Below are 25649 nucleotides of genomic sequence, written 5' to 3'. Positions count from 1 at the left end.
TTTTTGGCGTTGGGGTGTCTTGCGGGCTGTGATGACGCTGCGCGCTGGTGGGCGCGTGGTGGCGTGGTTGCGCGCAGTGACCGGCTTGGGCCGGGTTTGGGTTTGGCCTGGGCTTTAGTCCAGAGACAGATTCAGTTTTTGGATGACCTGGTCCCAGCGGGCCTTTTCGTCCTGGATGCGGACGGTCAGGGCTTCGGGGGTGGAGGGGGCGGGGGTGAAGTATTGCAGGGCCATCTGCTTGCGGACCGCGTCGCTGTTGATGATGCGGGTCAGTTCGCTGTTCAGGCGTTCGATGATCGGCATCGGGGTTTCGGCGGGGGCCAGGACGGCGTTCCAGGAGATGGCTTCGAAGTCGGGGTAGCCCTGCGAGGCCATGGTGGGGATGCCGGGCAGGGTGTCGCTGGGCTGCAGGCTGGTGACGGCCAGGACTTTGACTTTGCCGTCGCGGGTCTGGGGGATGGCGATGGCGGGGACCATGAAGCCGGCCTGGATGTCGCCGCCGATGATGGCGCTGATGACCTGCGGGAAACCGGCGTAGGGGATGTGCGCCATGTCGATGCCGGCGCGTTCCTTGAACATTTCCATGGCGAGGTGGGCCGAGCTGCCGGGGCCGACGGAGCCGTAGTTCAGCGAGCTGCCGTGCTCCTTGACCATCCTGACGAAGTCCTGGAGGTTGTTGACGTTCTTCAGGTTGCCGGGCACGGCCAGCACGTTGGGGCTGGTGCCTACCAGCGTCACGGGCGCCAGGTCGTTCAGCGGGTCGTAGCCCAACGTCTTCTTGTAGAGCGTGGGGGCGGTGACCAGCGGGCCGTTGATGGTGTAGAGCAGCGTGTAGCCGTCAGGCTTGGCTTGCGCGACGATGCGGGTGCCGATGTTGCCGCCGGCGCCGGGCTTGTTGTCGATGACGATGGGTTGTCCCAGCGCCTGCGCCAGCGGCTCGGAGATGGTGCGCGCCAGGATGTCGGGCGACGAGCCCGGCGGGAACGGCACCACCAGGTGAATGGGGCGCTCGGGCCAGTCGGCGTGGGCGGCGGCGGGCAGAATGGCCGCCAGGCTCAGGCAAAGGCCGCGCAGCAGGGGGCCGACCCGGAATTTGCGGGTTCGCGTCATGAAAGGTGTCTCCTGGGGTGTCGTGCGTCGTGTTGTTCTTGGGGCAGGGATGGGAGCCTGGCGGCGCGCTGGCGTTCAGCCGCCGCCGTCGCTTTGTTCGTCGCGGGCATCACGGGCCAGCAGGGCCGATACCGCCGTCATGGGGGCGACGCCGTCGAACAGCACGGCGCAGACGGCCTCGGTGATCGGCAATTCGACATTGACGGCACGGGCGCGCTCCAGCGCAGCGCGGGCACAGCGCACGCCTTCGGCGGTGATGCCGCTGGCCAGGATGTCGGCCACTTTGCGGCCGGCGCCGATTTCCAGACCGACACGGCGGTTGCGCGACAGGTCGCCGGTGGCGGTCAGGACCAGGTCGCCCAGGCCGGTCAAGCCGGCGAAGGTTTCGGCCTGTGCGCCGAGCGCGACACCGAAGCGGGTCATTTCAGCCAGGCCGCGCGTGATGAGCGCGGCGCGGGCATTGGTGCCCAGGGCCAGGCCGTCGCCGATGCCGCAGGCTACGGCGATGACGTTCTTGAGGGCGCCGCCCACTTCCACGCCGACCAGGTCGCTGCTGGCGTAGACGCGCAGCGCGGCGCCATGGAAGGCTTGCGTGGTGGCGGCGCGCAAGCCGGCGTTGTCACTGGCCACGGTCAGGGCGACGGGCAGCCCTTGGGCGACCTCGCGGGCAAAGGACGGGCCGGACAGGGCGCCGCCGATGGCCCCGGGCAGGGCTTCGCGGACGATTTCGTGGGGCAGCCTGGCCGTATCGGCTTCAAAGCCTTTGCACGTCCAGACGATAGGGGTGTCTTGCAGGCCCAGGGCGGGCAGCCGGCGTGCGAGTTCGGCGCAGGTGGTGGCCAGGCCGGCCATCGGCACGCTCAGCACGATCAGCGGCGTCTTGCCGTCTTGCTTCAGGCTGCGCAGCGTGGCGTCCAGATCGGAAGAGATCTCGAGCGCCTGCGGCAGGGCGATGTTGGGTAGATAGCGCGCGTTTTCACGGCGGGCAGCCATGTCGGCGGCCTGGGCCGGGTCGCGTGCCCATAGTATGGTGGGGTGGCGGCGGCTTGCGGCCGCCGCCAGCGCGGTGCCCCAACTGCCCGCGCCCAGGACGGCGACGCGCAGGCTGGGCGCATTGGGCTGGCTCATGGGGCGCCGCGGCGTGCCTTATTGGCGCGTGGCGCTGGCGGGCAGGATGATGCCCGAGTCGCTGCCATTGCCGTTGGCGCTGCTTTGCTGCTGCTGCAGCTCGGCCAGGCGCTGTTCGTACAGGGCCTGGAAGTTGACTTCGGTCAGGTGCAGCGGCGGCATCGAGGTGCGGGTGATCGCGTCGGCGATGTTGGCGCGCAGGTACGGGTACAGCATCGTCGGGCAGACGATGCCCAGCAGCGGATCGAGCTGCTCTTCGGGGATGTTGGACGCTTCGAAGATGCCGGCCTGGGTGCCTTCGACCAGGTACACGACCTTGTCGTTGACGCGGGTGGTGACGGTAACCGTGACCGTGGTCTCGAACACGGTTTCGGCCAGGCGCTGGCCGCCCACGGTGATGCTCACTTCAACCTGGGGCGCTTCTTGCTCCAGGAAGACGTGGGGCGCATTCGGCATTTCCAGCGAAAGGTCTTTCAGGTAGACGCGTTGCAGATTGAACGAGGGCGCGTCGTTGCCGCCTTCTTGCTGGGTGTTTTGGTCTTGATCAGCCATGAGTGTTTCCGTTGGTGGGAGGGGCAAAAAGGGGCGATTAGCCGAAGGGAGCGCTTAGCCGTTGAGCAAGGGGGCCAGGCCGCCCGAGCGATCCAGGGCCATCAGGTCGTCGCAACCGCCGACATGCGTATCGCCAATGAAGATCTGCGGTACGGTGCGGCGGCCGGTGCGTTCGATCATGAGGTCGCGCTGACCGGGTTCGCGGTCGATCTGGATGATTTCCAGGTCGGTCACGCCGCGTTGCTCCAGCAACGCCTTGGCGCGGGCGCAATAAGGACAATAGTCCTTGCTGTACATGACAACTTTGTTCATAGGCGCTCCAGGCGGATTTTATCGGTTAGGTGGGGGCGCGGCGCGCCGGTTCAACCCTTCTGGGTGACCGGCAGGTTGGCTGCCAGCCAGGCGCGCATGCCGCCTTCGAGGGGCACCACGTCGGCGAAACCTTGGGTGCGCAGCTTGGCGGCGGCGCGGGCCGAATCGCGGCCATTGTCGCAAACCACGACCAGCGGCTTGTTCTTGGGCAGCGAGGCGGCCTTTTGCTCCAGATCGGCGGCCGGCAGGCTGCGCGCCTGGGCGATGTGGCCGGCCTGGAACTGTTCGGCAGGGCGCACGTCGACCCACACGGCCTGGCGCTGGTTGACCATCTGGATGGCTTCCGTGGTGCTCACGGCCGAGCCGGTGCGGCCCTTGCGCAGGGCAGGAATGGCCAGCATCACGCCGGAAACGACCGTTACGGCGACAATGAAGATGTTGTTTTTATCGAGCAAGAATTGCAGAAGGTCCACGGGGCATCCTGAAGTGCGGCGTCTAGCCTGGTAAAGGCGAACCCTGAAGCGCCGCGCCGGGAAATCGACGGGTGCGCCGGGGCAAAATCAAGGGCAAAATCGCTCAATTATAAAATGAGCGCAGTTCCTCACTTTAACCCGCGTTACAAGCGTGCCAAACCATGCATAAACTCGTTCTGATGCGCCACGGCGAAAGCCAGTGGAATCTGGAAAACCGTTTCACCGGCTGGACCGACGTCGACCTGACCGACACGGGCCGCGAACAGGCCCGCAAGGCGGGCGAATTGCTCAAGAAAGAAGGCTACACCTTCGACCTGGCCTATTCGTCCGTGCTCAAGCGCGCCATCCGCACCCTGTGGATCGCCCTGGACGCCATGGATGCCATGTACACCCCGGTGGGCGTGAACTGGCGTCTGAACGAGCGTCACTACGGCGCCCTGCAAGGCCTGAACAAGGCCGAGACGGCCGCCAAGTACGGCGACGAGCAGGTGCTGATCTGGCGCCGCGCCTATGCCATCGCGCCCAACCCGCTGTCGCTGGACGATGAGCGCCACCCCCGTTTCGACAGCCGCTACGCCAAGATCCCGGCCGACCAGCTGCCGGCCACCGAGTGCCTGAAAGACACCGTGGAACGGGTGCTGCCGTTCTGGAACGACTCCATTGCCCCGGCCATCCGCGCCGGCCGCAAGGTGCTGATCGCCGCCCACGGCAACAGCCTGCGCGCCCTGATCAAGCATTTGGACAACGTCTCGGACGACGACATCGTCAACCTGAACATCCCCACCGGCCAGCCGCTGGTGTATGAACTGGATGATGACCTGCGTCCCATCCGCCACTATTATCTGGGCGACGCCGCCGAGATCGAGGCGGCCATGGCCGCGGTCGCGGCCCAAGGCAAGGCTAAGAAGGACTGATATCCATGTTGCGCATGGCGGGGTTGTTGTTGGCGGTCATGCTGGCCGGCGGAGCGCTGTCGGCGCGCGCCGCGCCCAATGACCTCGCCGGTCGCCAGTCCGAGGCTGAAAAGCAGCAGGCCCAGCTGCGCGACCGCATCGAGAACCTGCAAAAGGATATCGACACGCGCGAGGCGGCTCGCAAGGAAGCGGCCGACGCGCTGAAACAGTCCGAATCCGCCATTTCCAAGATCAATCTGCGCCTGAAGGAACTGGCTGACGCCAACCGCCAGGCCACGGCGGACCTGTCCGGCCTGGAAAAGCAGATTGCCGCGCAGCAGATCGTGCTGGCCAAGCGCCGCGTCGAGCTGGCCGATCAACTGCGCACCCAGTACACCAGCGGTCTGTCGCCCTGGACGGCGCTGCTATCTGGCGACGATCCCCAGGTGCTGGGCCGCAATCTCGGCTACCTCGACTACGTGTCGCAGGCCCGCGCCCGCGCCGTCGAGGCGCTGCGGGCCGACATCGACCGCCTGGCGGCCCTGCAGGGCCGCGCTGACGCCCGCCGCGCCGAGATCGAAAAGGGCGTGGCCGAGACCACCGAACAAAAGGCCGCGCTGGTCGTTCAGCAAAAATCCCGCGCCACGCTGCTGGCGCAGCTGGAAGGGCAGATTGCCGCCCAACGCTCCGAAGCCAACAAGCTGGGGCGGGACGACCAGCGCCTGTCGCGCCTGATCACCGATCTGGACGCGGCCATCGTCAAGCAGGCCGAAGAGGCCCGCAAGGCCGAAGAAGCGCGGCGCCGCGCCGAAGAGGCCCGCCGCGCCGAGGAAGCCCGGCGCGCCGAAGAGGCCCGCAAAAAAGCCGAAGCCGACCGCCGTGCGGAAGAAGCCCGCAAGAAAGCGGAAGCCGCCCGCAAGGCCGCCGCCGATAAAGCCACTGCGGACAATGCCCGCCGCGACCGCGACGCGCGCGAGGCCCGCGAAGCCGCCGAGGCGCGCGAACAGGTCGAGGCCGCATCGCGCCAGGCCCGCGGCCCGGTCGCCGTGGCCGACCTCGACGCCGCCGGCTTGCGGCCAGCTGAACAACGCCACCCGCGCCTGACCGGCCCGGCCGAAGCGCCGCCCCCGGAAAAACCCGCGGATCCCCCTAAAAAGGCGGAACCCGTTGAAGAAGAAGCCGCTCCAACCCGTACGGCATCAACCCAGCGCGCCGCGCCCGTGGGCGGCGGCAATGGCTTGCGCCACGGCCTGGCCGCGCCGGTGCGGGGGCAGGTGCAGGGCCGTTTCGGGGTCGATCGCCCGGATGGCGGTGTCTGGCGTGGCGTGGTGCTCCGCGCGGCCGAAGGCACGCCCGTCAAGGTGGTGGCCCCCGGCACGGTGGTTTACGCCGATTGGCTGCGGGGTTTCGGCAACCTCATCATTGTGGATCATGGGCAGCAATATCTAACCGTCTATGCTTACAACCAAAGTCTGCTCAAACGGGTGGGCGATTCCGTCGCGGCGGGGGATACTATTGCTACGGTAGGGGCTACCGGCGGCCAAGTGGAATCCGGCCTATACTTTGAAATTCGCCATCGTGGCGCTCCTGTGGATCCGGCCCAGTGGCTGGCGCAGTAAAGCCCAACCCTCATCGGCGAAAACAAATTCGGGAAGTGTGCATGAGCACTCGTAAGTTTCGCGGTTTCGGTCTGATTGCCATCGGTGCGGTGGCAGGTGTCTTGCTCAGCGTGGGCGTGACGGCTGTCGCCCAGCGCGGCAGCCCATTGCCGCTGGACGAGCTCAGGCAACTGAGCAACGTCTTTGCCGCCATCAAGAACAACTACGTCGAATCCGTCGACGACAAGACGCTGATCGACAATGCCATCTCCGGCATGGTCTCGAACCTGGATCCGCACTCTGCCTACCTGGACGCCGATGCGTTCCGCGAAATGCAGACGGCCACCCAGGGCGAATTTGGCGGCCTGGGCATCGAGGTCGGCGCTGAAGACGGCTTCGTCAAGGTTATCTCGCCCATCGAAGACACGCCCGCCGCGCGCGCCGGTGTCATGGCTGGCGATCTCATCATCAAGATCGACGACACGCCCACCAAGGGCATGACGCTGAACGACGCCGTCAAGCTCATGCGCGGCGCGCCCAAGTCGCCCATCACGCTGACCATCATGCGCGCCGACCGGCCCCAGCCGATCGTGCTCAAGATCGTGCGCGACATCATCAAGGTGCGTAGCGTGCGCAGCAAGATGCTGGACAACGGCGTGGCCTACGTGCGCATCGCCCAGTTCCAGGAAAAGACCGGCGTCGATCTGGCCAAGCAACTCAAGGACCTGAGCGCCAAGGAAGCCCCCAAGGGCCTGGTGCTGGACCTGCGCAACGACCCGGGCGGTCTCTTGACCAGCGCCATCGGCGTGTCCGGCGCGTTCCTGCCGTCCGACGCCCTGGTGGTTTCGACCGACGGCCGTACCCCCGACGCCCGCCACAAGTACCTGGCGACCCCGTCGGAATACGCTCGCGGCGAAAGCAACTACCTGTCGGGCCTGCCCGCCTGGACCAAGACCGTGCCCATGGTGGTGCTGGTCAACGTCGGTTCGGCTTCGGCCTCTGAAATCGTCGCCGGCGCGCTGCAGGACCATAAGCGCGCCAAGGTGCTGGGCAACCGCACCTTCGGCAAGGGCTCGGTGCAGGTGATCCTGCCGCTGTCGGAAACCACCGCGGTCAAGCTCACCACGTCGCGTTACTTCACGCCCAGCGGCCGTTCGATCCAGGCAACCGGCATCGAACCCGACTACGTCGTGGCCGACACCGCCGACGGCGATCTGTTCCGCCTGCCACGCGAAGCCGACCTGCAACGCCACCTGTCGAACCCGGGCACATCCAACGAAGTGAAGTCCAACTCGGACCAGGACAACGTTGATGTGCCGACCAAGGTGTTCGAGTTCGGCAGCAAAGACGACTTCCAACTGCAGCAGGCGCTGAATCTGCTGGCCGGCAAGCCGGTGCAGAAGGGTTCGGCCCGCGCGCAAGCCAAGGCCGACGCCAAGCCCAGCACTGGCGGCGCTCAGCGCATGAAGATCACGCCGACCGGAGTCGAGCCCAGCAAGGACAAATGAACGACGAGCAACTGCTGCGCTACGCCCGCCATATCCTGCTCGATGAGCTAGGCATAGAAGGGCAGGAAAAGCTGCTGGCGGCGCGTGTGCTTATCGTCGGGGCGGGCGGACTGGGTTCGCCTGCCGCGCTCTACCTGGCTACCGCGGGCGTGGGCGATATCACGCTGGCTGATGACGACATTGTCGAACTCAGCAATCTGCAACGCCAGATTCTCCACACCACCGCCAGCGTCGGCCGCGCCAAGGCCGAGTCCGGCCGCGATATGCTGGCGGCGTTCAATCCCCAGACCCGCGTGCACGCCCGCATCGAGCGGTTGCAGGGCCAGGCCTTGTCCGACGCCGTCGCGCAGGCCGATCTGGTAGTGGACTGCACCGACAACTTCACCACCCGCCACGCAATCAACCGCGCCTGTGTGCACCATCGCAAGCCGCTGGTGTCGGGCGCCGCCATCCGCTTTGACGGCCAGGTCAGCGTGTACGACCTGCGTGATGACAACGCGCCGTGCTATCACTGCCTGTTTCCCGAAGCCGACGACGTCGAAGAAGCCAACTGCGCCACCATGGGCGTGTTCGCGCCGGTGGTGGGCATCATCGGCAGCATGCAGGCCGCCGAGGCCCTGAAGCTGTTGTCCGGCGTGGGCGAAAGCCTGTCGGGCCGCCTGTTGTGGCTGGACGTGCGCACGATGCAGTGGCGCAGCGTCAATGTGCAGCGCGATCCCGAATGCGCGGTCTGCGGCCATCGCGGCCATTGATACCGCAAGCGGGAGGAGCGCTATTTGTCCCCCTAAAATCACGACAGTATTGCCCTTGCGGCCAATATTAAAGGCTTGAAATACCTGCTATAACGCCAGCCAGCCTATCGCATAAGGACAGGCAGCTTTGGACGTGACGGTGTGGAAACAGGATTGAGTTTCAGCCTGCCCAAGTGGCGGCTGACCCGTTGGCTGACGGATTCCGGGCAAGATACCCCCGCGGATATCCGCGCCGCGTTGATCGCCAGCCTGTTCGGCACCTTGCCCATCTTCGCCGGTGGCGTCATCAATACCCTGATGATCTCGGGCGTCGTGGCCTGGCGGCGCCCCGAGCCGCTCTATGTCTCGTGGCTGGTCCTGGAAATCGTGCTGGCGCTGGTGCGCGTGACTATCCTGCGGTCGGCCCTGCGCAATGCGGCCCGCGGCGGCAACACCCATACCGACATCTACATCGTGCTGGCCCTTTTCTGGGCGTTCAGCGTGGGCTATGGCGTCTTCGTCACCTTTCTCAACCATGACTGGCTGGCCGCGACCCTGGCCGGGGTGTCCTGCGGCGCAATGGCCGGCGGCATCTGCTTTCGCAACTACGGCGCGCCGCGGCTGGTGGCCGCCATGATCTTCCTGAGCCTGGGCCCCATGTGCCTGGGCGCCTTGTTCGCAGGCGAGGTCGTCACTGCTATTGTTTTCATCCAGATCCCGTTCTACCTGGTCAGCATGAGCATCGCCTCGCAACGGCTGCGGCGCATCCTGGTGTCGACCATGCTGGCCGAACGCGAGAACGAGCGCCGCGCCAGCCTGGACGCGCTGACCGGCCTGGCCAACCGCAGCGGGCTGGAAGCGGCCCTGGAACGCATCTGTACCAGCGCTCGCGAGCACGACAGCGCAGCCGCGCTGTTCTACATGGACATGGATGATTTCAAGATCATCAACGACACCCACGGCCACGCCGCCGGTGACCAGGTGCTGAAAACCATTGCCCAGCGCATGCGGGCCATGCTGCGGGTGGACGATGTGGCCGCCCGCATCGGCGGCGATGAATTCATCGTGCTGGCCACTGGCATCGACGCCACGGCTGCCCTGCGCCTGGGCAACCACCTGCTGCGCGACGCCACGCAGCCGATCGCGCTGGCCGACGGCACGCGCGTCAGCGTCGGCCTGTCGATCGGCATTTCGATCATCTCGGGCACCAACCGCAAGGCCCAGGCCGTGCTGGATTCCGCCGACGCGGCGCTGTACCGCGCCAAGGCGCGAGGCGGACGCCGCTGTGCCGTCGCGGGCGCACCGGAACTGGAAGACGCCGAAGCCAGCGGCACCGCCGCCGCTGCCTGAGGGGCAAGTCAGACGCGGGGGGGGCGGCACTGCGCCCAGCGCCACGCCTCTACGCACCGCTGGCTATGGAGATTTCACCCCCTTTTCTCAAAAGTTATCAGATAACCTGAAAAGTAAGGGCTATACTAGCCGCATCATGCTGCCCAAAAGCCTCACCCTGACCGAACAAGTCGCCAGCCAGATCGCCGGCGATATCGCGCAAGGCGCCTACCCGGTAGGCGCCAAGCTGCCGCCTGGGCGGGTCTTGGCCGAGCAATACGGCGTCAGCGCCGCGGTCATCCGCGAGGTCACCGAACGCCTGCGCGCGCAGGGCCTGATCCAGAGCCGCCAGGGTTCGGGCAGCGTAGTGCTGTCGCGCACTGGCGCACAGGGCTTCCAAGTGCCGGTCGATATCGCCGTCAGCCGCGAGCAACTGGCCAATGTCTACGAACTGCGCATGGAGCTGGAAGGCGGCGCGGCGGCCTTCGCGGCGCAGCGGCGCACCGCGGCGGACCTCGGCGCCATGGCGCGCGCGTTGGCCGACTTGGAACGCCACCTGGACCATCCCGAGCATGGGGTGGAACACGACATCGCGTTCCACCTGGCCATCGCCACCGCCACGCACAACCCGTTCTACCAGGACCTGCTGCAGTACCTGAACCTGCAACTGCGCCTGGCCGTCAGCACGGCGCGCTCCAACACCCGCCGGCAGGAAGGCATGACCCACGCCGTGCATCAGGAACACGTCGCCGTGTTCGAAGCGATCCGCGCCGGCGACCCCGAACGTGCCCGCCAGATGGCGGTGCGCCATCTGCGCCAGGCGGCCGACCGGCTGCAATTGGATTCCCTTTTTCCCGCTTTCCCACAGACATCATGAGCTCCACCGACATTGCACAGCGCCTGGTCCAGGCCTTGGGTTCCGACACCGTCTACACCGCCGAGCAGGACATCGCGCCGTGGCTGTCCGATTGGCGCGGCCTGTACAACGGCCACGCGCAGGCGGTGGTCCGTCCGCGCACGACCGCCGAGGTCGCGACGTGCTTGGCGTTGTGCAACGAGGCCGGCGTGCCGGTTGTGCCGCGCGGCGGCAACACCGGCCTGTGCGGTGGCGCCACGCCCGATACGGCGCCTGCCAACGTGGTGCTCAGCCTGGATCGCATGAACGCGGTGCGGTCAATCGATACGGTCGCCAATACGCTGGTGGCGGAAGCCGGCTGCATCCTGGGCAATCTGCGCCGCGCGGCGCAGGACGCCGGCCGCCTGCTGCCCCTGAGCCTGGCCGCGGAAGACTCAAGCCAGATCGGCGGCAATGTCGCGACCAATGCCGGCGGCGTGAATGTGGTGCGCTATGGCATGGCGCGCGAGCTGGTACTGGGCCTGGAAGCGGTGCTGCCGAACGGCGAGATCTTCAACGGCCTGCGCACGCTGCGCAAGGACAACACGGGCTACGACCTGAAGCAATTGCTGATCGGCTCCGAAGGCACGCTGGGCGTGATCACGGCGGTGGCGCTGCGCTTGTTCCCGCGCACGGATGTGCGCTCGGTGGTGCTGGCTGCGGTCGAGTCGCCCGCACAGGCGCTGCAACTGTTCGAGATCCTGTTCGAGCAATGCGGCGCCCGCCTGCAAGCGTTCGAGTATTTTTCAGGCGACTGCCTGGATCTGGTGCTGACGCACGCCGCAGGCGTGCAGGAACCGTTCGATCAGCGCTACCCGGGATACGTGCTGGTGGAACTGGCGGACACGGCGGACGAGGCAGCGCTGACGGCGCTGCTGGAAAACGTGATCGGCACGGCGCTGGAACGCGGCCTGTGCCTGGACGCGGCCGTCTCAGCGTCGCTGGCGCAGTTGCAGGCACTATGGAAACTGCGCGAAGAAATCTCGGAAGCCCAACGCGCGGACGGCCCGCACCTGAAGCACGACGTGTCGCTGCCGATCGAATGCATCCCTGACTTCATGGCCTCGGCCGAAGCCCGCATCCGCGCACTCTACCCCGACCTGCGCCCCTTCATATTTGGCCACTTCGGCGATGGCAATCTGCACTACAACTTGTCCAGGCCTGCTGGCGCGGACCGCGGATGGGTGGCGGAACATGGGGCGGCGATTACGGATGCGGTGCTGGACGAGGTGAACCGGTACGGAGGGAGCATCAGTGCGGAACATGGGATCGGGCAGTTGAAGCGGGATCACTTCTTGCATAGCAAGGATGCGATGGAGTTGCGGTTGATGCGGGAGATCAAGCGGGTGTTGGATCCTAAGGGGATCATGAATCCTGGGAAGCTGCTTTAGGTCGCTGGGGGCTTAACAGATAGATCTTCGTAGGTCGCCCGTCGCGGGGGTGGCTTGCGGAGTGGGCGCCCACGATTGCGGTCCGGCGCGCGGGCGCCGGACTTCCCTAGGCGGGCCCCCCCTTCGTCATCTTCGTTGTCGCCTTCGGCGCCTGCCTTCAGATTCCCTCGGGCGCATCGAGGTTGCCCACTCCGCAAGCCACCCCCGCGACGGGCTACGGGTTTCTAGGTTTGTCGCGCTGCTGGACCTGTGTGCAGGGAATGGAATCTACGGGGGCGCCAAGCCGCGGCCGCGCGGGCGGCCACGTTTGGCATTCATGTTGCTGACTATGTTGGGGGTGCGCTTCGCGCTGGTGGGGAGCGGTTTTCTAGTGGGTCCGCAGTCAGGGGGAGGGGCGGTGATGGGCGGCGCGGCTGGCACCGGCTTGCGCATGCAGACCGTCTCGCGCGCCGCCCATCCGGCGCTGCGCGCTAGCGTGGAACATCCCGCCTGCCCCGTCACGCGCGGCTCAAGAACTCAACCGCACGCACTTCAATGACCAATCAGTCCAGAAAAGAAACCGACTCAGCAATCACTGCCGATGATAAACCTCGGCCCCTTTCTTCACGAACTCAATCGACTTCTCCTGCATCCCCTTCTGCAGCGCATCCTTCTCACTGACTCCCTGGGCAGCCGCATAATCGCGGACGTCCTGGGTGATCTTCATGCTGCAGAAATGCGGGCCGCACATCGAGCAGAAGTGCGCCACCTTCATCGAGTCCTTGGGCAGGGTCTCGTCGTGGAACTCCTTGGCCGTGTCCGGATCCAGGCCCAGATTGAACTGGTCGTCCCAGCGGAACTCGAAGCGGGCCTTGGACAGCGCGTTGTCGCGGATCGCCGCGCCCGGGTGGCCCTTGGCCAGGTCTGCTGCGTGGGCTGCGATCTTGTACGTGATAATCCCGTCCTTCACGTCCTTCTTGTTCGGCAGGCCCAAGTGTTCCTTCGGCGTCACATAACAGAGCATTGCCGTGCCGTACCACCCGATCAGGGCGGCGCCGATGCCCGAGGTGATGTGGTCGTAGCCAGGGGCGATGTCGGTCGTCAGGGGGCCCAGCGTGTAGAACGGCGCCTCGTGGCAGTGTTCCAGCTGCAGCTCCATGTTTTCCTTGATCATCTGCATCGGCACGTGGCCGGGGCCTTCGATCATCACCTGCACGTCGTGCTTCCAGGCCACTTGAGTCAGCTCGCCCAGCGTCTTGAGCTCAGCGAATTGTGCTTCATCGTTCGCGTCGTAGCCCGAGCCCGGACGCAGGCCGTCACCCAGCGAGAAGCTGACGTCGTAGGCCTTCATGATTTCGCAGATTTCCTCGAAGCGCTCGTAGAGGAAGCTTTCTTTGTGGTGCGCCAGGCACCACTTGGCCATGATCGAGCCGCCGCGCGACACGATGCCCGTCATGCGGTCGGCCGTCATCGGGATGAACGGCAGGCGCACGCCGGCATGGATCGTGAAGTAGTCCACGCCTTGCTCGGCTTGCTCGATCAGCGTGTCGCGGAAGATTTCCCAGGTCAGTTCTTCGGCCTTGCCGTCGACCTTTTCCAGCGCCTGGTAGATCGGCACCGTGCCGATCGGCACCGGCGAATTGCGGATGATCCACTCGCGGGTTTCGTGGATGTGCTTGCCGGTGGACAAGTCCATCACCGTGTCGCCGCCCCAGCGGATCGCCCAGGTCATCTTTTCGACTTCTTCGCCGATGCCGGAGCTGACCGCGGAATTGCCGATGTTGGCGTTGATCTTCACCAGGAAATTGCGACCGATTGCCATCGGTTCGACTTCGGGGTGATTGATGTTCGCCGGGATGATGGCGCGGCCGCGGGCGATTTCGTCGCGCACGAATTGCGGCGTGATGGCGGCCGGGATGGCGGCGCCGAATGATTGGCCCGGGTGCTGGCGCAAGAGGCGCTTGACCATCTTTTCGCCGTCGGGGCCGCTGTCGCGCAGCGTTTGCAGATAGTGTTCGCGACGCAGGCTTTCGCGGATCGCCACGTATTCCATTTCAGGCGTGATGATGCCGCGGCGCGCATAGTGCATCTGCGATACGTTGGCGCCAGCCACCGCGCGGCGGGGCGGGCGTTGCAGGTCGAAGCGCATGGCCGTCAGCTTGGGATCGGTCAGGCGTTCCTTGCCGTAGTCGCTGGTCGGGCCCGACAGCACTTCCGTGTCGCCGCGCTCTTCGATCCAGGCGCGGCGCAGTTCGGGCAGGCCGCGGCGGATGTCGATCTTGGCGTCGGGGTCGGTGTAGGGGCCGCTGCAATCGTAGACGGTCAGGGGCGGGTTCTTTTCGCCGCCGAACATCGTCGGGGTGTCGTCTTGCTCGATCTCGCGGAAGGGCACGCGGATGTCGGGACGGGAGCCGACTTCGTAGACCCGGCGGGATTTGGGCAACGGGGCGACCGCGGCCGCGTCGACTTCGGCGGTGGCGGCCAGGAATTTGGGATTGGCGTTCATGGAAAGCTCCAAGCGAAATGGTTTGGAGCCGATCGGGAATGGACTCCCGCCACGCGGGGCATGGCGGGAATACGGCTCCCAGCATCGGCATTATCCGTACTGGTACGAAGGGACTCTCTCAACACGTCGGGCCTTTATGGCGCGACGAGTACCCCTGCGCGAAAGCGAAGTATAGAGCCTGGCCGGCCTGCGGGCGAATGCCGGGGATGCTGCGGCGCGGTACCGCTCGGTGCGGGACGCGATGCATCGACCATGGATGGGACCCCGCCCGCGGTGGTAGTACCGATTTACATTTGGAATCAGACTGCGGAGACACTGCCATACATGTTCTGTACACTTTTTCCCGTCAGCCGGGGGTCAGTCCTTCGGCTCCAGTCCACTTAAGAAGGAATCGAGCATGCAACTGACCCTACGCAAATTGGCGCCGGCCCTGGTCGTCATGACCCTTGCGCTTGCTGGTTGCAAGACCGCCCCGACCAAATCCGGCGCTGCCGGCACGCCGGACACGGCAGGCCAACAGCAACCCTCCACGCAACAACCCGCCTCCGCTTCGATTGTCGAGTTCTACGTGGCCCAAGCCCAGCCGGGCGCTGGCATGGTTGAACTGAGCCTGCCCGACGGCAAGATCTACCTGCAGCAGCAGCCGGTGCTGACCCGCGCTGATCTGACCGAAGCCGCGGCGCTGGTCGACCGCCAGGGCAACAATTTCGTTGGCCTGCGCTTCTCTGAAACCGGCACCCGCAAGTTGACCGAAGTCAGCAGCCAGAACATCGGCAACATGCTGGCACTGGTCATCGACCGCGAACTGATCGCCGCCCCGCGCATCGCCGAACCGCTGAATCGTGGCGTGCTCGCCTTTGGCGTGCCGTCGGCCCAGGCCGCCTCCGACATCGCCGCCAAGATCCGTGGCGAAGCCGCCCCGCCCGCCGGCGCCGCGCCGGCGCCCGCCAAGCCCTGATTTTTCTGCAGGATAAAAAAAGCCCGGTCATGCCGGGCTTTTTTTATCCTGCAGCGAATGCGTACGCGGGTGTCAACCGACCTTGCGGCCGCGCGGCTTGATGCCGCGGCGCGCCTGCGTCGTTTCAATGAAAGTTTGCGCCAGGGCTTCGAGCATGGCCCGGTCGTCCGGGGTCAGCGTGTCGAACAGGGCGGGCGCGATATTGGGGAAAGGCCAGGGCGCTTGCGGGCGTGGACGGCGTGCGGCCGGCCGCGCTAGCGATTCGGACACGCCGGTGGACGGCAGCGTATCGCTTAGGTCGTAGCCTTCCATGGGAAGCTCCATGGGGCCCTTGCCGGTCTCCAGCCATTCCAGCTCGACTTTCAGGACTTGCGCCAGCTTGCGCAGCGAACGGCTGGAGTGCCGCAGCCCGCTCTCATAGCTACCGATCGCGCTTTGCGATAGGCGAGCCAGGCGTGCAACGGTCTTCTGCGTGTGGCCACGCAAAAGACGGGCGTGCTTCAGTCGGTCTGAAAATGTTTTCACGCGTCGATTGAAGCTTGCGCCTTAGGCACTTTGGTAGCTATAAATATTACTTACGTGATAAGTTCGGGGAGACGATCGCATGCAGGAAATAGGTCACGTCCTCGTTGTGCAACTTGATGGAATGGCGTGCAATAACTTTGTGCATACCTTACGCCAGTTCCGTTGGCGGGTCAGCCCCTGCGGCTCGCCGGACGATCTGTTGGCACGTTTGCACCACGAATCCGCGGACGCCATCGCGCTGCTGGGCGCGGCGCCAGGTCTGCCGGAACTCATCGCCGCGTTGCGCCTGGGCGCGCCGGGCGCGGCGGTGGTCTGGCAGTCCTCGCCCAATTGCCCGCAAGCGCGTATCGCCGCGCTGGATGCCGGCGCGCATGCTTGCGTGCCCCCGTATGCCACCGAGGCCGAATGGGATGCGGTGTTGCGCAACCTGGTCCGCGGCGGCCGTCAGGCGCCGGGCGAAGCGCCGCAATGGCGCGTCGACGCGCGCGGCCGGACGCTATCCGGGCCTGCAGGCGAACGCTTGCCCTTGACCCACACCGAGCGCGCTTTTTTTGTCAGCCTGTTGAATGCGCCCGGACAGTGCCTGCATCGCGAAGGCTTCTTTCCCTGCACCGAGCGCGATCCCCAGGATGGCGCGCGGCGGGTGGACGTGCTGGTGTCGCGCCTGCGCTCCAAGGCGCGGCGGCTCAACTTCGAATTGCCGGTGCTGGCGGTGCGGGGATGGGGGTACATGCTGCTGCCGCAGGGCAGGGCGGCAGAACAGCGCTAGCCTGGCCGCTGCCGGCAGGCCGGTGCGTGCCGGCCTGCGTGGCGGGTCGTGTCAGAGCACGACCAGGTTATCGCGATGCATCAGTTCGGGGTCGGTCATGCTGCCCAGGATGCGGGCAATCTGCGACGACGGTTGACGCAGGATGCGGCGGGTGTCGGCCGACGAATAATTGATCAGGCCGCGTGCACATTCGCGGCCTTGGCTGTCGACGCAGGCCACCACGTCGCCACGGCCGAATTCGCCCTCGACCTCGATCACGCCGATCGGCAGCAGGCTCTTGCCCTCGCGCAGCAATGCCTGCACGGCGCCGTCGTCCAGCACCACGCGGCCGCGCAGGCGCAGGTGATCGGCCAGCCATTGCTTGCGGGCGGACCACACCGGCAGCACGGCGCGCAGTTCGCTGCCGATGCATTCGCCTTGCGCCAGGCGCGTCAGCACGTTGCGTTCGTGGCCCGATGCGATGACGGTGTGGGCGCCGCTATGCGCGGCGCGCTTGGCGGCCAGCACCTTGGTCAACATGCCGCCGGTGCCGATGCCGCTGCCGGCGCCGCCGGCCATGGCTTCCAGCGCCGGGTCGCCGGCCTGGGCGTGCGCCATGAACTTGGCGTCGGGATTCTTGCGGGGGTCCGAGTCGTACAAGCCGCGCTGATCCGTCAGGATGATCAGCGTGTCGGCTTCGATCAGGTTGGTGACCAGCGCGCCCAGCGTATCGTTGTCACCCAGGCGGATTTCGTCGGTGACCACCGTGTCGTTTTCGTTCACGATGGGCACCACGCCCAGGCGCAGCAGCGCGAATATCGTGCTGCGGGCGTTCAGGTAGCGGTGGCGGTCGGCCAGGTCTTCGTGCGTCAGCAGGATCTGCGCGGTGCGCAGGCCGTATTCGGCGAATGCCGCTTCATAGGCCTGGCACAGGCCCATCTGGCCCACGGCGGCGGCGGCCTGCAGTTCGTGCATGACCGACGGGCGCTTGCGCCAGCCCAAGCGGGCCATGCCCTCGGCGATGGCGCCGCTGGACACCAGCACGATCTGCTTGCCTTGCTTGTGCAAGGCAGCGATCTGCGCGGCCCAGTGCGCGACGGCGGCGCGGTCCAGGCCGCGGCCTTCGTTGGTGACCAGCGACGAGCCGACTTTGGCGACCAGGCGCTGGGCGTGGGTGACGACGGAAACGGCGGGTGATTCAGCAGACATGATGGGGCCCGGCTGCGGCGAGAAAAGACGTAATCGTAAGGACTGCGATTATGGCTTATTCGTCACCGCCACGCGGCGCGGCGGGCTTGTCTGCGTCCGAGCGCTTGTCGTCAAAGCGCGGGTCCGGCGCCACGTAGCTGCCGTCGGCCTGGTCTTGCGACACATGTTCCTTGTCGCGTTCGGCGTCCAGGTAGTCTTGCAGGGCGTAGAGCAGGTCTTGCGTGCCTTCGCCGGTCAGGCCGGAAATGGCGAACACGGGGCCCTTCCAGTCGTACAGCTCGAGGAAGCGGCGCTTGGTGTCTTCGGGGTCCGGCACCATGTCCAGCTTGTTCAGGACCAGCCAGCGGGGCTTCTCGGCCAGTTCAGGGTCGTAGCGGCGCAGTTCTTCGACGATGGCGCGCGCGTCTTTCACGGCTTGCTCGACCGGATCCGCGTCGGGATCCGGGGTGGACACGTCCACCAGGTGCAGCAGCACGCGGGTGCGCGCCAGGTGGCGCAGGAACAAGTGGCCCAGGCCCGCGCCTTCGGAGGCGCCTTCGATCAGGCCAGGAATGTCGGCCACGACGAAGCTGCGCGACGGCGACGTGCGTACCACGCCCAGGTTGGGGTGCAGGGTGGTGAAGGGGTAGTCCGCGATCTTCGGCTTCGCGTTCGAGATGCGGGTGATCAGCGTGGACTTGCCGGCGTTCGGCAGGCCCAGCAGGCCCACGTCCGCCAGCACCTTCAGTTCCATGCGCAGGTAGCGGTGCTCGCCTTCCTTGCCGGGCGTCCATTGGCGGGGCGCGCGGTTCAGGCTGGACTTGAAGTGGATGTTGCCCATGCCGCCTTGGCCGCCTGCCGCGAGCACGACTTTCTGCTCATGCGTGTTCAGGTCGAACAGGACTTCGCCGGTTTCGGCGTCATGGATGATGGTGCCGACAGGCACGCGCAGCGTGATGTCCGGGGCGGCCGCGCCGTATTGGTCGGAGCCGCGGCCGTTTTCGCCGCCCTTGGCGCGATGCAGGCGTGCGTAGCGGAAGTCGATCAGCGTGTTGATGTTGCGATCGGCCACCGCGTAGATGGTGCCGCCTCGTCCGCCGTCGCCGCCGTCCGGGCCGCCTTTGGGGATGAATTTTTCGCGGCGAAAGCTCGCCACGCCATTGCCGCCTTTGCCGGCGACGACTTCGATGGTGGCTTCGTCTACGAATTTCATGATGTCTGCGCGTGTAATGATTAAGGGGCCGCGCCGCGGTTGCGGTGGCCCGGAAGGAAAAAAGCCCTGCCGCGTGCGACAGGGCTTTTGCCGTTCTGGCTGGCGGCAGATCGCCAGGAAGCGACCGTGCCGTTTGCCGGATCGTGCTGCGTCCGCCGCGTTGGCCGCGGACGCTCGGGCCGATTACTCGGCGGCGACGATCGAAACGGTTTGCTTGTTCAACGCGCCCTTGAAGCCGAATTGAACCTTGCCGTCGATCAGCGCGAACAGGGTGTGGTCCTTGCCCATGCCGACGTTCACGCCAGCGTGGAAACGGGTACCGCGCTGACGCACGATGATCGAACCAGCGGGAATCAGTTCACCGCCGAAAGCCTTGACGCCCAGACGCTTCGATTCTGAGTCGCGTCCGTTTCGCGTAGAGCCGCCGCCCTTTTTCTGTGCCATTTTTAGCTCCTGCTAATGTGGTGCCGAGTCGCTTCTTAAGCCGTGATGGCTTCGATGCGGATTTCGGTGTAGTTCTGACGGTGGCCCTGACGCTTCTGATAGTGCTTGCGACGGCGCATCTTGAAGATCTTGACCTTGTCGTGGCGGCCTTGCGCAAGAACCGTTGCCTTGATCACGGCGCCCGAGACGAGGGGCGTGCCAACTTTCAGTTGGTCGCCTTCGCCCACGGACAGCACTTGATCCAGGGTGATTTCTTGCCCAATGTCTGCCGGTATCTGTTCTATCTTGAGTTTTTCGCCAATGGCAACACGGTACTGCTTGCCACCGGTTTTTACGACCGCGTACATGGGGTATTCCTTAAATAGGTAAATGGGCTTATTCGCAGCCATCCCTGCTGGGCTGGCGGTACTTGCCTCAAGCGGTTATCTATTCTTGCCGGCCTGGGTGTTCTGGCTGGCAGTGCATAGACGCGTTGGGCATGTTGCGTAATTCACCGACGTAATTCGGCCATCACTGACCGAATCAGGGATATTAGCGTGGGGCTGGGGAAAAGTCAAAAAGCGCTTGCGGGGTAAGGGCTTAGGTGTGGCGCGGCCGCCGCGTGGCGCAGGCCGGGCGGGGAAAAACGGGGCCTGATCGAGGCCGGGGCCGTGGCAGTGTCCGGCCCCCGGGGGGCGGGCGTTGCCAGGTCCGGCTACGGTTCGTGACACCCCGTATAATCGCTGGTCGAATCCCCCGCCATTCCGGCGGGCCCAGCGGTAAGAGCCGTCACGCACGGCTCGTTTCACACTCCGGATACGTCTTGAATCTCCCCGCGCTTGTTGCCCCCATAGCTGACGATATGAAAGCCGTCGATGCGGTTATCCGCGAGCGGCTGAATTCCGATGTGGTGTTGATCCGTACGATCGGCGATTACATCATTGGGGCGGGCGGCAAGCGCATGCGCCCGGCGATGGTGCTGATGGTGGCGCGCGCCCTGGGTTATGAGGGGACGCATCACCAGTTGCTGGCCGCCGTGGTCGAATTCATCCACACGGCCACCTTGCTGCACGACGACGTGGTCGATGAATCCGACCTGCGCCGCGGCCGCGAGACCGCCAACGCGGTGTTCGGCAACGCCGCCAGCGTGCTGGTGGGCGACTATCTCTATTCGCGTTCGTTCGAAATGATGGTCGAGGCCGACTCGATGCGCATCATGGGCATCCTGTCCGAGGCCACCACGGTGATCGCCGAAGGCGAGGTGCTGCAGCTCTTGAACGTGCATGACCCGGACGTGTCGCAGGAACGCTACCTGCAGGTGGTGCGCTACAAGACCGCCAAGCTGTTCGAAGCCGCCGCCCAGGTGGGCGCCGTGCTGGCGGGCGCCACGCCCGAGCAGGAAGCCGCCGCGGCCGCCTATGGCCGCCATGTGGGCACTGCGTTCCAGTTGGTGGACGACGTGCTGGATTACAGCGGCGATGCAACTGCCTTGGGCAAGAACGTAGGCGACGACCTGCGCGAAGGCAAGCCGACGCTGCCGCTGATCCGCGTGATGGAAGTGGGTACGCCGCAGCAACAGCAATTGATCCGCGACGCCATCAAGACGGGCGATGCCGACTTCGCCGCCGTGGCCGCCGCCATCCAGGCAACGGACGCGCTGGAGCACGCGCGCCAGGCCGCCGTGGCCGAAGCGGACCGGGCCCGCGAAGCCCTGTCGAATTACCCCGTTTCCCCTTTTCTAAATTCTCTGTTAGAATTCTGCGCTTTCGCGGTGAATAGAGATCGCTGACCTGAAGTTGCTCAGAAAAGGGCAACAAAAAGGGAAGCCAAGGCAGTTCACCAAAACCGAAGGGGATAACACCCCTAGGTAGCTGAAGCGAAAAGAAGATGATTTGGTTGCACTGAGCGCGACGAAGTCAGTAGTCGGAAGACTGGATGTCGAAAGACTGAGAGTCGGAGGACTAAGAGTAGTAAGACTAAAAGTAGTAAGACTCGGGGCGTAGCTCAGCCTGGTAGAGTACTGCGTTCGGGACGCAGGAGTCGGAGGTTCGAATCCTCTCGCCCCGACCACTTGATGTGGTCGAATTCTTGAAAGTGTTTCCCGACACTTTTAGCTGAAAGCCGGTATCGCGAAAGCGGGCCGGCTTTTTTGCGTTTGCGGGGCTTGTGCGCCGGGAGTTTGCGGCCAGGGCGGCGGGCAGGGCTGACTCTGGTTTCGACCCGTTACGTTCGGCAGGGTGTGGCCGAAGGGGGCTGGATAAAATTCAAGCCTTCTCATCTGCCTGCCTTCCAGATCCATGATGACACTGGTCCAGCGAACCTGCACAAGCCTGTTGCCCGTCGCAATGGCGGGCTTTTTATTGTGCGTGCAGGTGGCATACGCCGCGTCCCGGGAACAAGGGGCAGGCCAGACGGCCGATGCGGCAACGCGTGAGCTGACTGTTGATATTGCGCAGCTGCCCGACCTGGCCTTCCGTCTGGAAACGCCCGAGGGGCTGTCGTGGACGAAGGACGGCTCGGTGATGAGGGGCCTGGAGGAATCGGGCCTGGTCGCCGATTTCACGCGCTTGATGATCGGGCAGGGCGCGCAGCAGCCCGGCGGCCTGCGCATCACCCTATACGTCGCCGATGTGGTGCCCACACGCGCTGCGCTGCCAATGGATTACGCCCGCTTGATGGCCAAGGGATTTGGCAATGGGGAGGACGAGGAAGAGGCCATCGAGGACGGCGCCGGCAATGTCATCAGCGCCAATGTCACGACGGTGCTTTCCCGCGACGAGCATCTCAAGCCGGCCGCGCCGTCCCGCAGCCTGATCAGCGTGTGGCGGCGGGGCCTGAAGCTGCTGGTCGTGCGCGCCGACGTGAGTCCGGCCGAGGCGGATGCGCGCATACCCCAGCTGCGGCAGATGATGCGGTCGCTGACCTTTCAGCGTCCGATGGCGTCGGATCCGTTGATGGCAGGCATGGTCAAGCACACCGTGCGGCTGCCGTCGGGCAAGGACATGCATTTTCTGTTGCCGCCGAACTGGCTGTCGATCGGGGCCTTCGACGAACAGGGGGTGTTTGCTTCGCAGATGTTCCAGGACCAGGCCAGTATCGGCAGGCCTCCGTATGTCTCTGTCTTTGGCATAAGCATCGAGCCGGGCGCGCCGATGACGCCGGAGCTGTTGCGCGACGGCGCTGACAAGGTGTCGAAGCTGTTGCTGGATCGCACTCGCCGAAACAACGGCTACTCCCATCGCCAGAGGGTATCGGCGACGCATGTGATCGGGTTCGAGAAGGTCGCCGGACTGGATGCTCTGTTTGTCGACGATGTCTCGTCGGATAACCCGCTGGAGCCTGATCTTGCCACGCAATCGCACCTGGTGGCGCTGCACGGCAAGCCGGAAACGGTCATCGGTTATTCGATGGCGGTCATTACGAAGACCTCCGACTGGCGCGAGATCGGCGCCATGATGCATGCGAACTTCGTGCAACGGCTGCTGGTTGATTCGATGATGGAAGAGGCGCCCAGGCTCGGCAAGCCCTGACGACAGGCCCTGGCGCAGGGCAGGAGAAGGGCCGGCGCGGTCGCTTCGGTTGCCGTGACCTGCCTGATCAATCCGCCGCTGCGTCGGCCAGGCCGTCGACCTGCAGATGCGATTCGCGCAGCAGGCTCTTTGCCAGCAAGCGCAAGACGCGCGCGCAGGCGCTGGCGGCTTTGGACATTTCGGACTCGCGCAGATGGACGAGTCCCAGATCCATGGACGGCACGGACCCTGCCATCACCGTCCTGCGTATTCTTCCCCCGTCGTGTGACCAGGGCCTGAAGACAAGGTCGGAAAGAATCGTGACGCCGACGTTCTGCGCGACCAGGCTGCGCACCGCTTCGATCGATTTGGTGCGGAAAATGACGTTCGGCTTGAGCTTCATGGCGCCCCAGTAGCGATTGACGGTGGCCACGTGCTCATCCATGTCCAGCAGTATGAACGGCTGGTCCGCCAGTTCGGACAACGGCACCGAGGCGCGGCTGGCAAGGGGATGATCCAGCGACGTCCAGAGCCGGCGCTCGGATTTCAGCAGCTTCTCCTGGTGAAAATCCGCCGTGGGGGTCAGGTTTGAAACGAGGACGACGGCCAGATCGAACGAGCCGTTGCGAATGCCGTTTTCAATCTGAACGCGGTTGCGTTCGACGGGTTCGAACGAGACCAGAGGAAGTTGCCGGCGCATCGCCCCGATGATCTTGGGCAGCACGTACTCCGACACCGTGTCCGTGATGGCCAGTTTCACGCGGCCTTCGAGCGAGGAAATGGAATCCTTGGTCTCGGCGATGGCGGTTTCCAACGACGCCAGCACATGTTCGGCGTGGCGCAGAAAGCCTTCTCCCTGCAGCGTCAGTCGCAAGCCTGCGGCGTGCCGGACAAAGAGTTGAACGCCCAGGAGCGCCTCGAGATTCTTCAATGAGGTCGTCAGCGACGGCTGGCTGACGTAGCAGCGCTGGGCAGCACGGGACACCTGGCCGGTCATGGCGACCGCCACGAAATGCTCCAACTGTTTGATCGTGACCTTCATAGATAAATTATATATTGCTGCATTCAATAAAAGAATTATGAATATTGCGTGACGATCAATAGCATGCACATTCGCGCGTCGTCGGATGTGTCTCGAGGAACGCCAACATTTCCGAGAAATGGAGACTCCCATGCAATCGTCATCGAGCATTCCTGCCCATCATCCGGCGCAAGGCGACGTTCCTCCCGACACGCCGCCTGACATCGAACAGGGCACGGGCCTGCTCAGCCGACTCGGCCTGCGTTTCACGGCGTGGGCGGAACGCTGGTTTCCCGATGCCTTTGTGTTCGCGGCGATCGCCGTGATCGTCGTCGCCGGCGCAGCATTGGCCAACGGTTCAACGCCCCAAGCCGTGGTCAAGGCCTTTGGCGATGGATTCTGGAGCTTGATTGTCTTTACGATGCAAATGGCGGTCGTCGCCATTGGCGGCTACGTGGTGGCGACGTCTGCGCCAGCCGCTCGCCTTATCGAACGGCTGGCGGCGGTGCCACGGTCGGGCAGGCAGGGGATTGCCTATGTGGCGCTGATCAGCATGAGCCTGTCGCTCTTTAACTGGGGCGTCTCGCTGATCTTCAGCGCGCTGTATGCGCGCGCCCTGGCTCGCCGTACGGACCTGCGTGTGGACTACCGGGCCGCGGGCGCCGCGGCGTACCTGGGGCTGGGCGCAACTTGGGCGTTGGGGTTGAGTTCGTCAGCGGCCCAGTTGCAGGCCAACCCGGGCAGTCTGCCCAAGAGCATTCTGGATATCACCGGGGTGATCCCGTTTAGCCAGACCATCTTTCTTTGGCAGTCCATGGTCATGGCCGCCGTGCTGATCGCCGTGTCGGTGGCGATCTCTTTTTTCTCGGCGCCTACGGGTGCAAATGCCGTGACGGCCCAGGATCTTGGGGTGGATCTTGCCGAGTTCAAGCCGGCGGCTCCGGATCCGGCCAAGCGCCGCCCCGGTGAATGGTTCGAGCGTAGCCCCTTGTTGACGATTCTGCTCTGTGCGCTTGGATTTGGCTGGCTCGCGCAGGAGTTCATTGCAAAGAGTCCGCTGGTGGCCATTTCCGGACTCAATACGTACAACCTGCTGTTTCTGCTGCTCGGCCTGTTGCTGCATTGGCGTCCTCGGAATTTCCTGGACGCCGTCACGCGCGCGGTCCCGTCCACCGCGGGCGTCATCATTCAATTCCCCTTGTACGGTGCTATCGCGGCAATGCTGACGGCTGCGAAGGGCCACGATGGCGTCGCGTTGTCGGACCGCATCGCGCACCTGTTCGTCAGCATCTCCAACACGGATACCTTCGCGGTGATGATGGGCGCGTATTCCGCTGTCCTGGGCTTCTTCATTCCGTCTGGCGGCGGCAAGTGGATCATCGAGGCGCCGTACGTCATGCAGGCGGCCAACGAGCTGAAGGTGCACTTGGGTTGGGCTGTCCAGGTCTACAACGCCGCGGAAGCGCTGCCCAACCTGATCAATCCTTTCTGGATGCTGCCGCTGCTTGGCGTCCTTGCGCTGAAGGCGCGCGACATCGTGGGCTTTACCTTCCTGCAACTGCTGGTGCATGCGCCGCTGGTGCTCTTCATGCTCTGGTTCCTGGGACGCACGCTGGATTACGCCCCTCCCGTCATGCCCTGATGTGCGACGAGCACGCG

The 25649-nt window shown here is 65.0% G+C and carries 24 protein-coding genes and 1 tRNA gene; 13 read left to right on the top strand and 12 right to left on the bottom strand.

The window, feature by feature from the left end:
• Positions 1–114 precede the first annotated feature (114 nt).
• From A9974_RS01355 to A9974_RS01335, 5 genes are all read right to left on the bottom strand, one after another.
• Positions 115–1110: a tripartite tricarboxylate transporter substrate binding protein gene (locus A9974_RS01355; RefSeq protein WP_183002398.1), complete on the bottom strand. Its 996-nt coding sequence runs from the start codon at positions 1108–1110 to the stop codon at positions 115–117.
• A 75-nt stretch (positions 1111–1185) separates the two neighbouring features.
• Positions 1186–2238, bottom strand: coding sequence for an NAD(P)H-dependent glycerol-3-phosphate dehydrogenase (locus tag A9974_RS01350; RefSeq protein WP_183002397.1), 1053 nt, complete (start codon positions 2236–2238; stop codon positions 1186–1188).
• A gap of 18 nt (positions 2239–2256) precedes the next feature.
• Positions 2257–2790 carry a protein-export chaperone SecB gene (gene secB, locus A9974_RS01345; RefSeq protein ID WP_183002396.1) on the bottom strand — a complete coding sequence of 178 codons (534 nt, stop codon included), beginning with the start codon at positions 2788–2790 and terminating at the stop codon, positions 2257–2259.
• Positions 2791–2844: 54 nt separating this feature from the next.
• Positions 2845–3102 carry a glutaredoxin 3 gene (grxC, locus tag A9974_RS01340; RefSeq protein WP_025138386.1) on the bottom strand — a complete coding sequence of 86 codons (258 nt, stop codon included), beginning with the start codon at positions 3100–3102 and terminating at the stop codon, positions 2845–2847.
• A gap of 50 nt (positions 3103–3152) precedes the next feature.
• Positions 3153–3575 carry a rhodanese-like domain-containing protein gene (locus tag A9974_RS01335; protein ID WP_183002395.1) on the bottom strand — a complete coding sequence of 141 codons (423 nt, stop codon included), beginning with the start codon at positions 3573–3575 and terminating at the stop codon, positions 3153–3155.
• Between the two features lie 161 nt (positions 3576–3736).
• Here A9974_RS01335 and gpmA point away from each other — a divergent pair, with 161 nt between their 5' ends.
• The 7 genes from gpmA (at position 3737) to A9974_RS01300 (ending at position 11920) form a co-directional block, all read left to right on the top strand.
• A complete protein-coding gene (gene gpmA, locus A9974_RS01330) occupies positions 3737–4489 on the top strand; it encodes a 2,3-diphosphoglycerate-dependent phosphoglycerate mutase (RefSeq protein WP_025138388.1) in 753 nt (250 codons plus the stop codon).
• Between the two features lie 5 nt (positions 4490–4494).
• Positions 4495–6087 carry a peptidoglycan DD-metalloendopeptidase family protein gene (locus A9974_RS01325; protein WP_183002394.1) on the top strand — a complete coding sequence of 531 codons (1593 nt, stop codon included), beginning with the start codon at positions 4495–4497 and terminating at the stop codon, positions 6085–6087.
• Between the two features lie 41 nt (positions 6088–6128).
• The gene (locus A9974_RS01320; protein ID WP_183002393.1) at positions 6129–7574 is read left to right on the top strand and encodes a S41 family peptidase; all 1446 of its coding nucleotides are present in this window, start codon (positions 6129–6131) and stop codon (positions 7572–7574) included.
• The gene (locus tag A9974_RS01315; RefSeq protein ID WP_183002392.1) at positions 7571–8326 is read left to right on the top strand and encodes a molybdopterin-synthase adenylyltransferase MoeB; all 756 of its coding nucleotides are present in this window, start codon (positions 7571–7573) and stop codon (positions 8324–8326) included. Before A9974_RS01320 ends, A9974_RS01315 begins: the two co-directional genes overlap by 4 nt.
• Before the next feature lie 153 nt (positions 8327–8479).
• Positions 8480–9655, top strand: coding sequence for a GGDEF domain-containing protein (locus A9974_RS01310; RefSeq protein WP_220805801.1), 1176 nt, complete (start codon positions 8480–8482; stop codon positions 9653–9655).
• A 136-nt stretch (positions 9656–9791) separates the two neighbouring features.
• Positions 9792–10511 carry a FadR/GntR family transcriptional regulator gene (locus A9974_RS01305; RefSeq protein WP_183002390.1) on the top strand — a complete coding sequence of 240 codons (720 nt, stop codon included), beginning with the start codon at positions 9792–9794 and terminating at the stop codon, positions 10509–10511.
• On the top strand, positions 10508–11920 hold the full coding sequence (locus A9974_RS01300; protein WP_183002389.1) for an FAD-binding oxidoreductase: 1413 nt from the start codon (positions 10508–10510) through the stop codon (positions 11918–11920). The genes A9974_RS01305 and A9974_RS01300 overlap by 4 nt, the downstream gene beginning before the upstream one ends.
• A gap of 571 nt (positions 11921–12491) precedes the next feature.
• Here the strand turns inward: A9974_RS01300 and thiC are convergent.
• Positions 12492–14405 (bottom strand): phosphomethylpyrimidine synthase ThiC, encoded by a 1914-nt coding sequence (gene thiC, locus A9974_RS01295; RefSeq protein WP_183002388.1) that lies wholly within the window; start codon positions 14403–14405, stop codon positions 12492–12494.
• Between the two features lie 397 nt (positions 14406–14802).
• Here thiC and A9974_RS01290 point away from each other — a divergent pair, with 397 nt between their 5' ends.
• Entirely contained in the window at positions 14803–15363 is a 561-nt protein-coding gene (locus tag A9974_RS01290) for a preprotein translocase subunit SecD (protein ID WP_183002387.1), read from the top strand.
• A gap of 72 nt (positions 15364–15435) precedes the next feature.
• Here the strand turns inward: A9974_RS01290 and A9974_RS01285 are convergent, their stop codons facing one another.
• Positions 15436–15888 (bottom strand): helix-turn-helix transcriptional regulator, encoded by a 453-nt coding sequence (locus A9974_RS01285; protein ID WP_183002386.1) that lies wholly within the window; start codon positions 15886–15888, stop codon positions 15436–15438.
• 139 nt (positions 15889–16027) lie between these two features.
• Here A9974_RS01285 and A9974_RS01280 point away from each other — a divergent pair, with 139 nt between their 5' ends.
• The gene (locus A9974_RS01280; RefSeq protein ID WP_370539559.1) at positions 16028–16657 is read left to right on the top strand and encodes a response regulator transcription factor; all 630 of its coding nucleotides are present in this window, start codon (positions 16028–16030) and stop codon (positions 16655–16657) included.
• Between the two features lie 51 nt (positions 16658–16708).
• Here the strand turns inward: A9974_RS01280 and proB are convergent, their stop codons facing one another.
• From proB to rplU, 4 genes are all read right to left on the bottom strand, one after another.
• Complete coding sequence (proB, locus tag A9974_RS01275) at positions 16709–17845, bottom strand: glutamate 5-kinase (protein ID WP_183002384.1); 1137 nt, start codon at positions 17843–17845, stop codon at positions 16709–16711.
• Between the two features lie 55 nt (positions 17846–17900).
• Positions 17901–19037: a GTPase ObgE gene (gene obgE / locus A9974_RS01270; protein ID WP_183002383.1), complete on the bottom strand. Its 1137-nt coding sequence runs from the start codon at positions 19035–19037 to the stop codon at positions 17901–17903.
• A gap of 183 nt (positions 19038–19220) precedes the next feature.
• Complete coding sequence (gene rpmA, locus A9974_RS01265; RefSeq protein ID WP_006216229.1) at positions 19221–19481, bottom strand: 50S ribosomal protein L27; 261 nt, start codon at positions 19479–19481, stop codon at positions 19221–19223.
• 35 nt (positions 19482–19516) lie between these two features.
• Positions 19517–19828, bottom strand: coding sequence for a 50S ribosomal protein L21 (gene rplU, locus A9974_RS01260; protein ID WP_025138401.1), 312 nt, complete (start codon positions 19826–19828; stop codon positions 19517–19519).
• Positions 19829–20283: 455 nt separating this feature from the next.
• On the opposite strand from rplU, the gene ispB reads away from it, so the two are divergent.
• The 3 genes from ispB (at position 20284) to A9974_RS01245 (ending at position 22990) form a co-directional block, all read left to right on the top strand.
• Positions 20284–21249 (top strand): octaprenyl diphosphate synthase, encoded by a 966-nt coding sequence (gene ispB / locus A9974_RS01255; protein ID WP_183002382.1) that lies wholly within the window; start codon positions 20284–20286, stop codon positions 21247–21249.
• 204 nt (positions 21250–21453) lie between these two features.
• A tRNA-Pro gene (locus tag A9974_RS01250) sits at positions 21454–21530 on the top strand.
• Positions 21531–21757: 227 nt separating this feature from the next.
• Positions 21758–22990 (top strand): hypothetical protein, encoded by a 1233-nt coding sequence (locus A9974_RS01245; protein ID WP_183002381.1) that lies wholly within the window; start codon positions 21758–21760, stop codon positions 22988–22990.
• Positions 22991–23057: 67 nt separating this feature from the next.
• On the opposite strand, the gene A9974_RS01240 is transcribed toward A9974_RS01245, so the two are convergent.
• A complete protein-coding gene (locus tag A9974_RS01240) occupies positions 23058–24011 on the bottom strand; it encodes a LysR family transcriptional regulator (protein ID WP_183002380.1) in 954 nt (317 codons plus the stop codon).
• Positions 24012–24141: 130 nt separating this feature from the next.
• Between A9974_RS01240 and A9974_RS01235 the strand changes: the two genes are divergently transcribed.
• A complete protein-coding gene (locus A9974_RS01235) occupies positions 24142–25632 on the top strand; it encodes a short-chain fatty acid transporter (protein WP_183002379.1) in 1491 nt (496 codons plus the stop codon).
• Positions 25633–25649: the final 17 nt, after the last annotated feature.

Origin of the sequence: Achromobacter sp. UMC71 (assembly GCF_014170305.1) — a bacterium.
Classification (GTDB): domain Bacteria; phylum Pseudomonadota; class Gammaproteobacteria; order Burkholderiales; family Burkholderiaceae_B; genus Achromobacter.
Note: the sequence above shows the minus strand (reverse complement) of the source record. Positions and strands in the feature narration are given on the sequence as shown.

What these genes read in the sequence shown, in the direction of transcription:
- gpmA (WP_025138388.1), top strand. Translation starts at nt 3,737, where the DNA reads ATGCATAAACTCGTTCTGATGCGCCACGGCGAAAGCCAGTGGAATCTG.
- A9974_RS01290 (WP_183002387.1), top strand. Translation starts at nt 14,803, where the DNA reads ATGCAACTGACCCTACGCAAATTGGCGCCGGCCCTGGTCGTCATGACC.
- A9974_RS01305 (WP_183002390.1), top strand. Translation starts at nt 9,792, where the DNA reads ATGCTGCCCAAAAGCCTCACCCTGACCGAACAAGTCGCCAGCCAGATC.
- rpmA (WP_006216229.1), bottom strand. Translation starts at nt 19,481, where the DNA reads ATGGCACAGAAAAAGGGCGGCGGCTCTACGCGAAACGGACGCGACTCA.
- A9974_RS01300 (WP_183002389.1), top strand. Translation starts at nt 10,508, where the DNA reads ATGAGCTCCACCGACATTGCACAGCGCCTGGTCCAGGCCTTGGGTTCC.
- grxC (WP_025138386.1), bottom strand. Translation starts at nt 3,102, where the DNA reads ATGAACAAAGTTGTCATGTACAGCAAGGACTATTGTCCTTATTGCGCC.
- A9974_RS01355 (WP_183002398.1), bottom strand. Translation starts at nt 1,110, where the DNA reads ATGACGCGAACCCGCAAATTCCGGGTCGGCCCCCTGCTGCGCGGCCTT.
- thiC (WP_183002388.1), bottom strand. Translation starts at nt 14,405, where the DNA reads ATGAACGCCAATCCCAAATTCCTGGCCGCCACCGCCGAAGTCGACGCG.
- A9974_RS01350 (WP_183002397.1), bottom strand. Translation starts at nt 2,238, where the DNA reads ATGAGCCAGCCCAATGCGCCCAGCCTGCGCGTCGCCGTCCTGGGCGCG.
- A9974_RS01245 (WP_183002381.1), top strand. Translation starts at nt 21,758, where the DNA reads ATGATGACACTGGTCCAGCGAACCTGCACAAGCCTGTTGCCCGTCGCA.
- obgE (WP_183002383.1), bottom strand. Translation starts at nt 19,037, where the DNA reads ATGAAATTCGTAGACGAAGCCACCATCGAAGTCGTCGCCGGCAAAGGC.
- A9974_RS01315 (WP_183002392.1), top strand. Translation starts at nt 7,571, where the DNA reads ATGAACGACGAGCAACTGCTGCGCTACGCCCGCCATATCCTGCTCGAT.
- A9974_RS01325 (WP_183002394.1), top strand. Translation starts at nt 4,495, where the DNA reads ATGTTGCGCATGGCGGGGTTGTTGTTGGCGGTCATGCTGGCCGGCGGA.
- A9974_RS01320 (WP_183002393.1), top strand. Translation starts at nt 6,129, where the DNA reads ATGAGCACTCGTAAGTTTCGCGGTTTCGGTCTGATTGCCATCGGTGCG.
- secB (WP_183002396.1), bottom strand. Translation starts at nt 2,790, where the DNA reads ATGGCTGATCAAGACCAAAACACCCAGCAAGAAGGCGGCAACGACGCG.
- proB (WP_183002384.1), bottom strand. Translation starts at nt 17,845, where the DNA reads ATGTCTGCTGAATCACCCGCCGTTTCCGTCGTCACCCACGCCCAGCGC.
- rplU (WP_025138401.1), bottom strand. Translation starts at nt 19,828, where the DNA reads ATGTACGCGGTCGTAAAAACCGGTGGCAAGCAGTACCGTGTTGCCATT.
- A9974_RS01235 (WP_183002379.1), top strand. Translation starts at nt 24,142, where the DNA reads ATGCAATCGTCATCGAGCATTCCTGCCCATCATCCGGCGCAAGGCGAC.
- A9974_RS01240 (WP_183002380.1), bottom strand. Translation starts at nt 24,011, where the DNA reads ATGAAGGTCACGATCAAACAGTTGGAGCATTTCGTGGCGGTCGCCATG.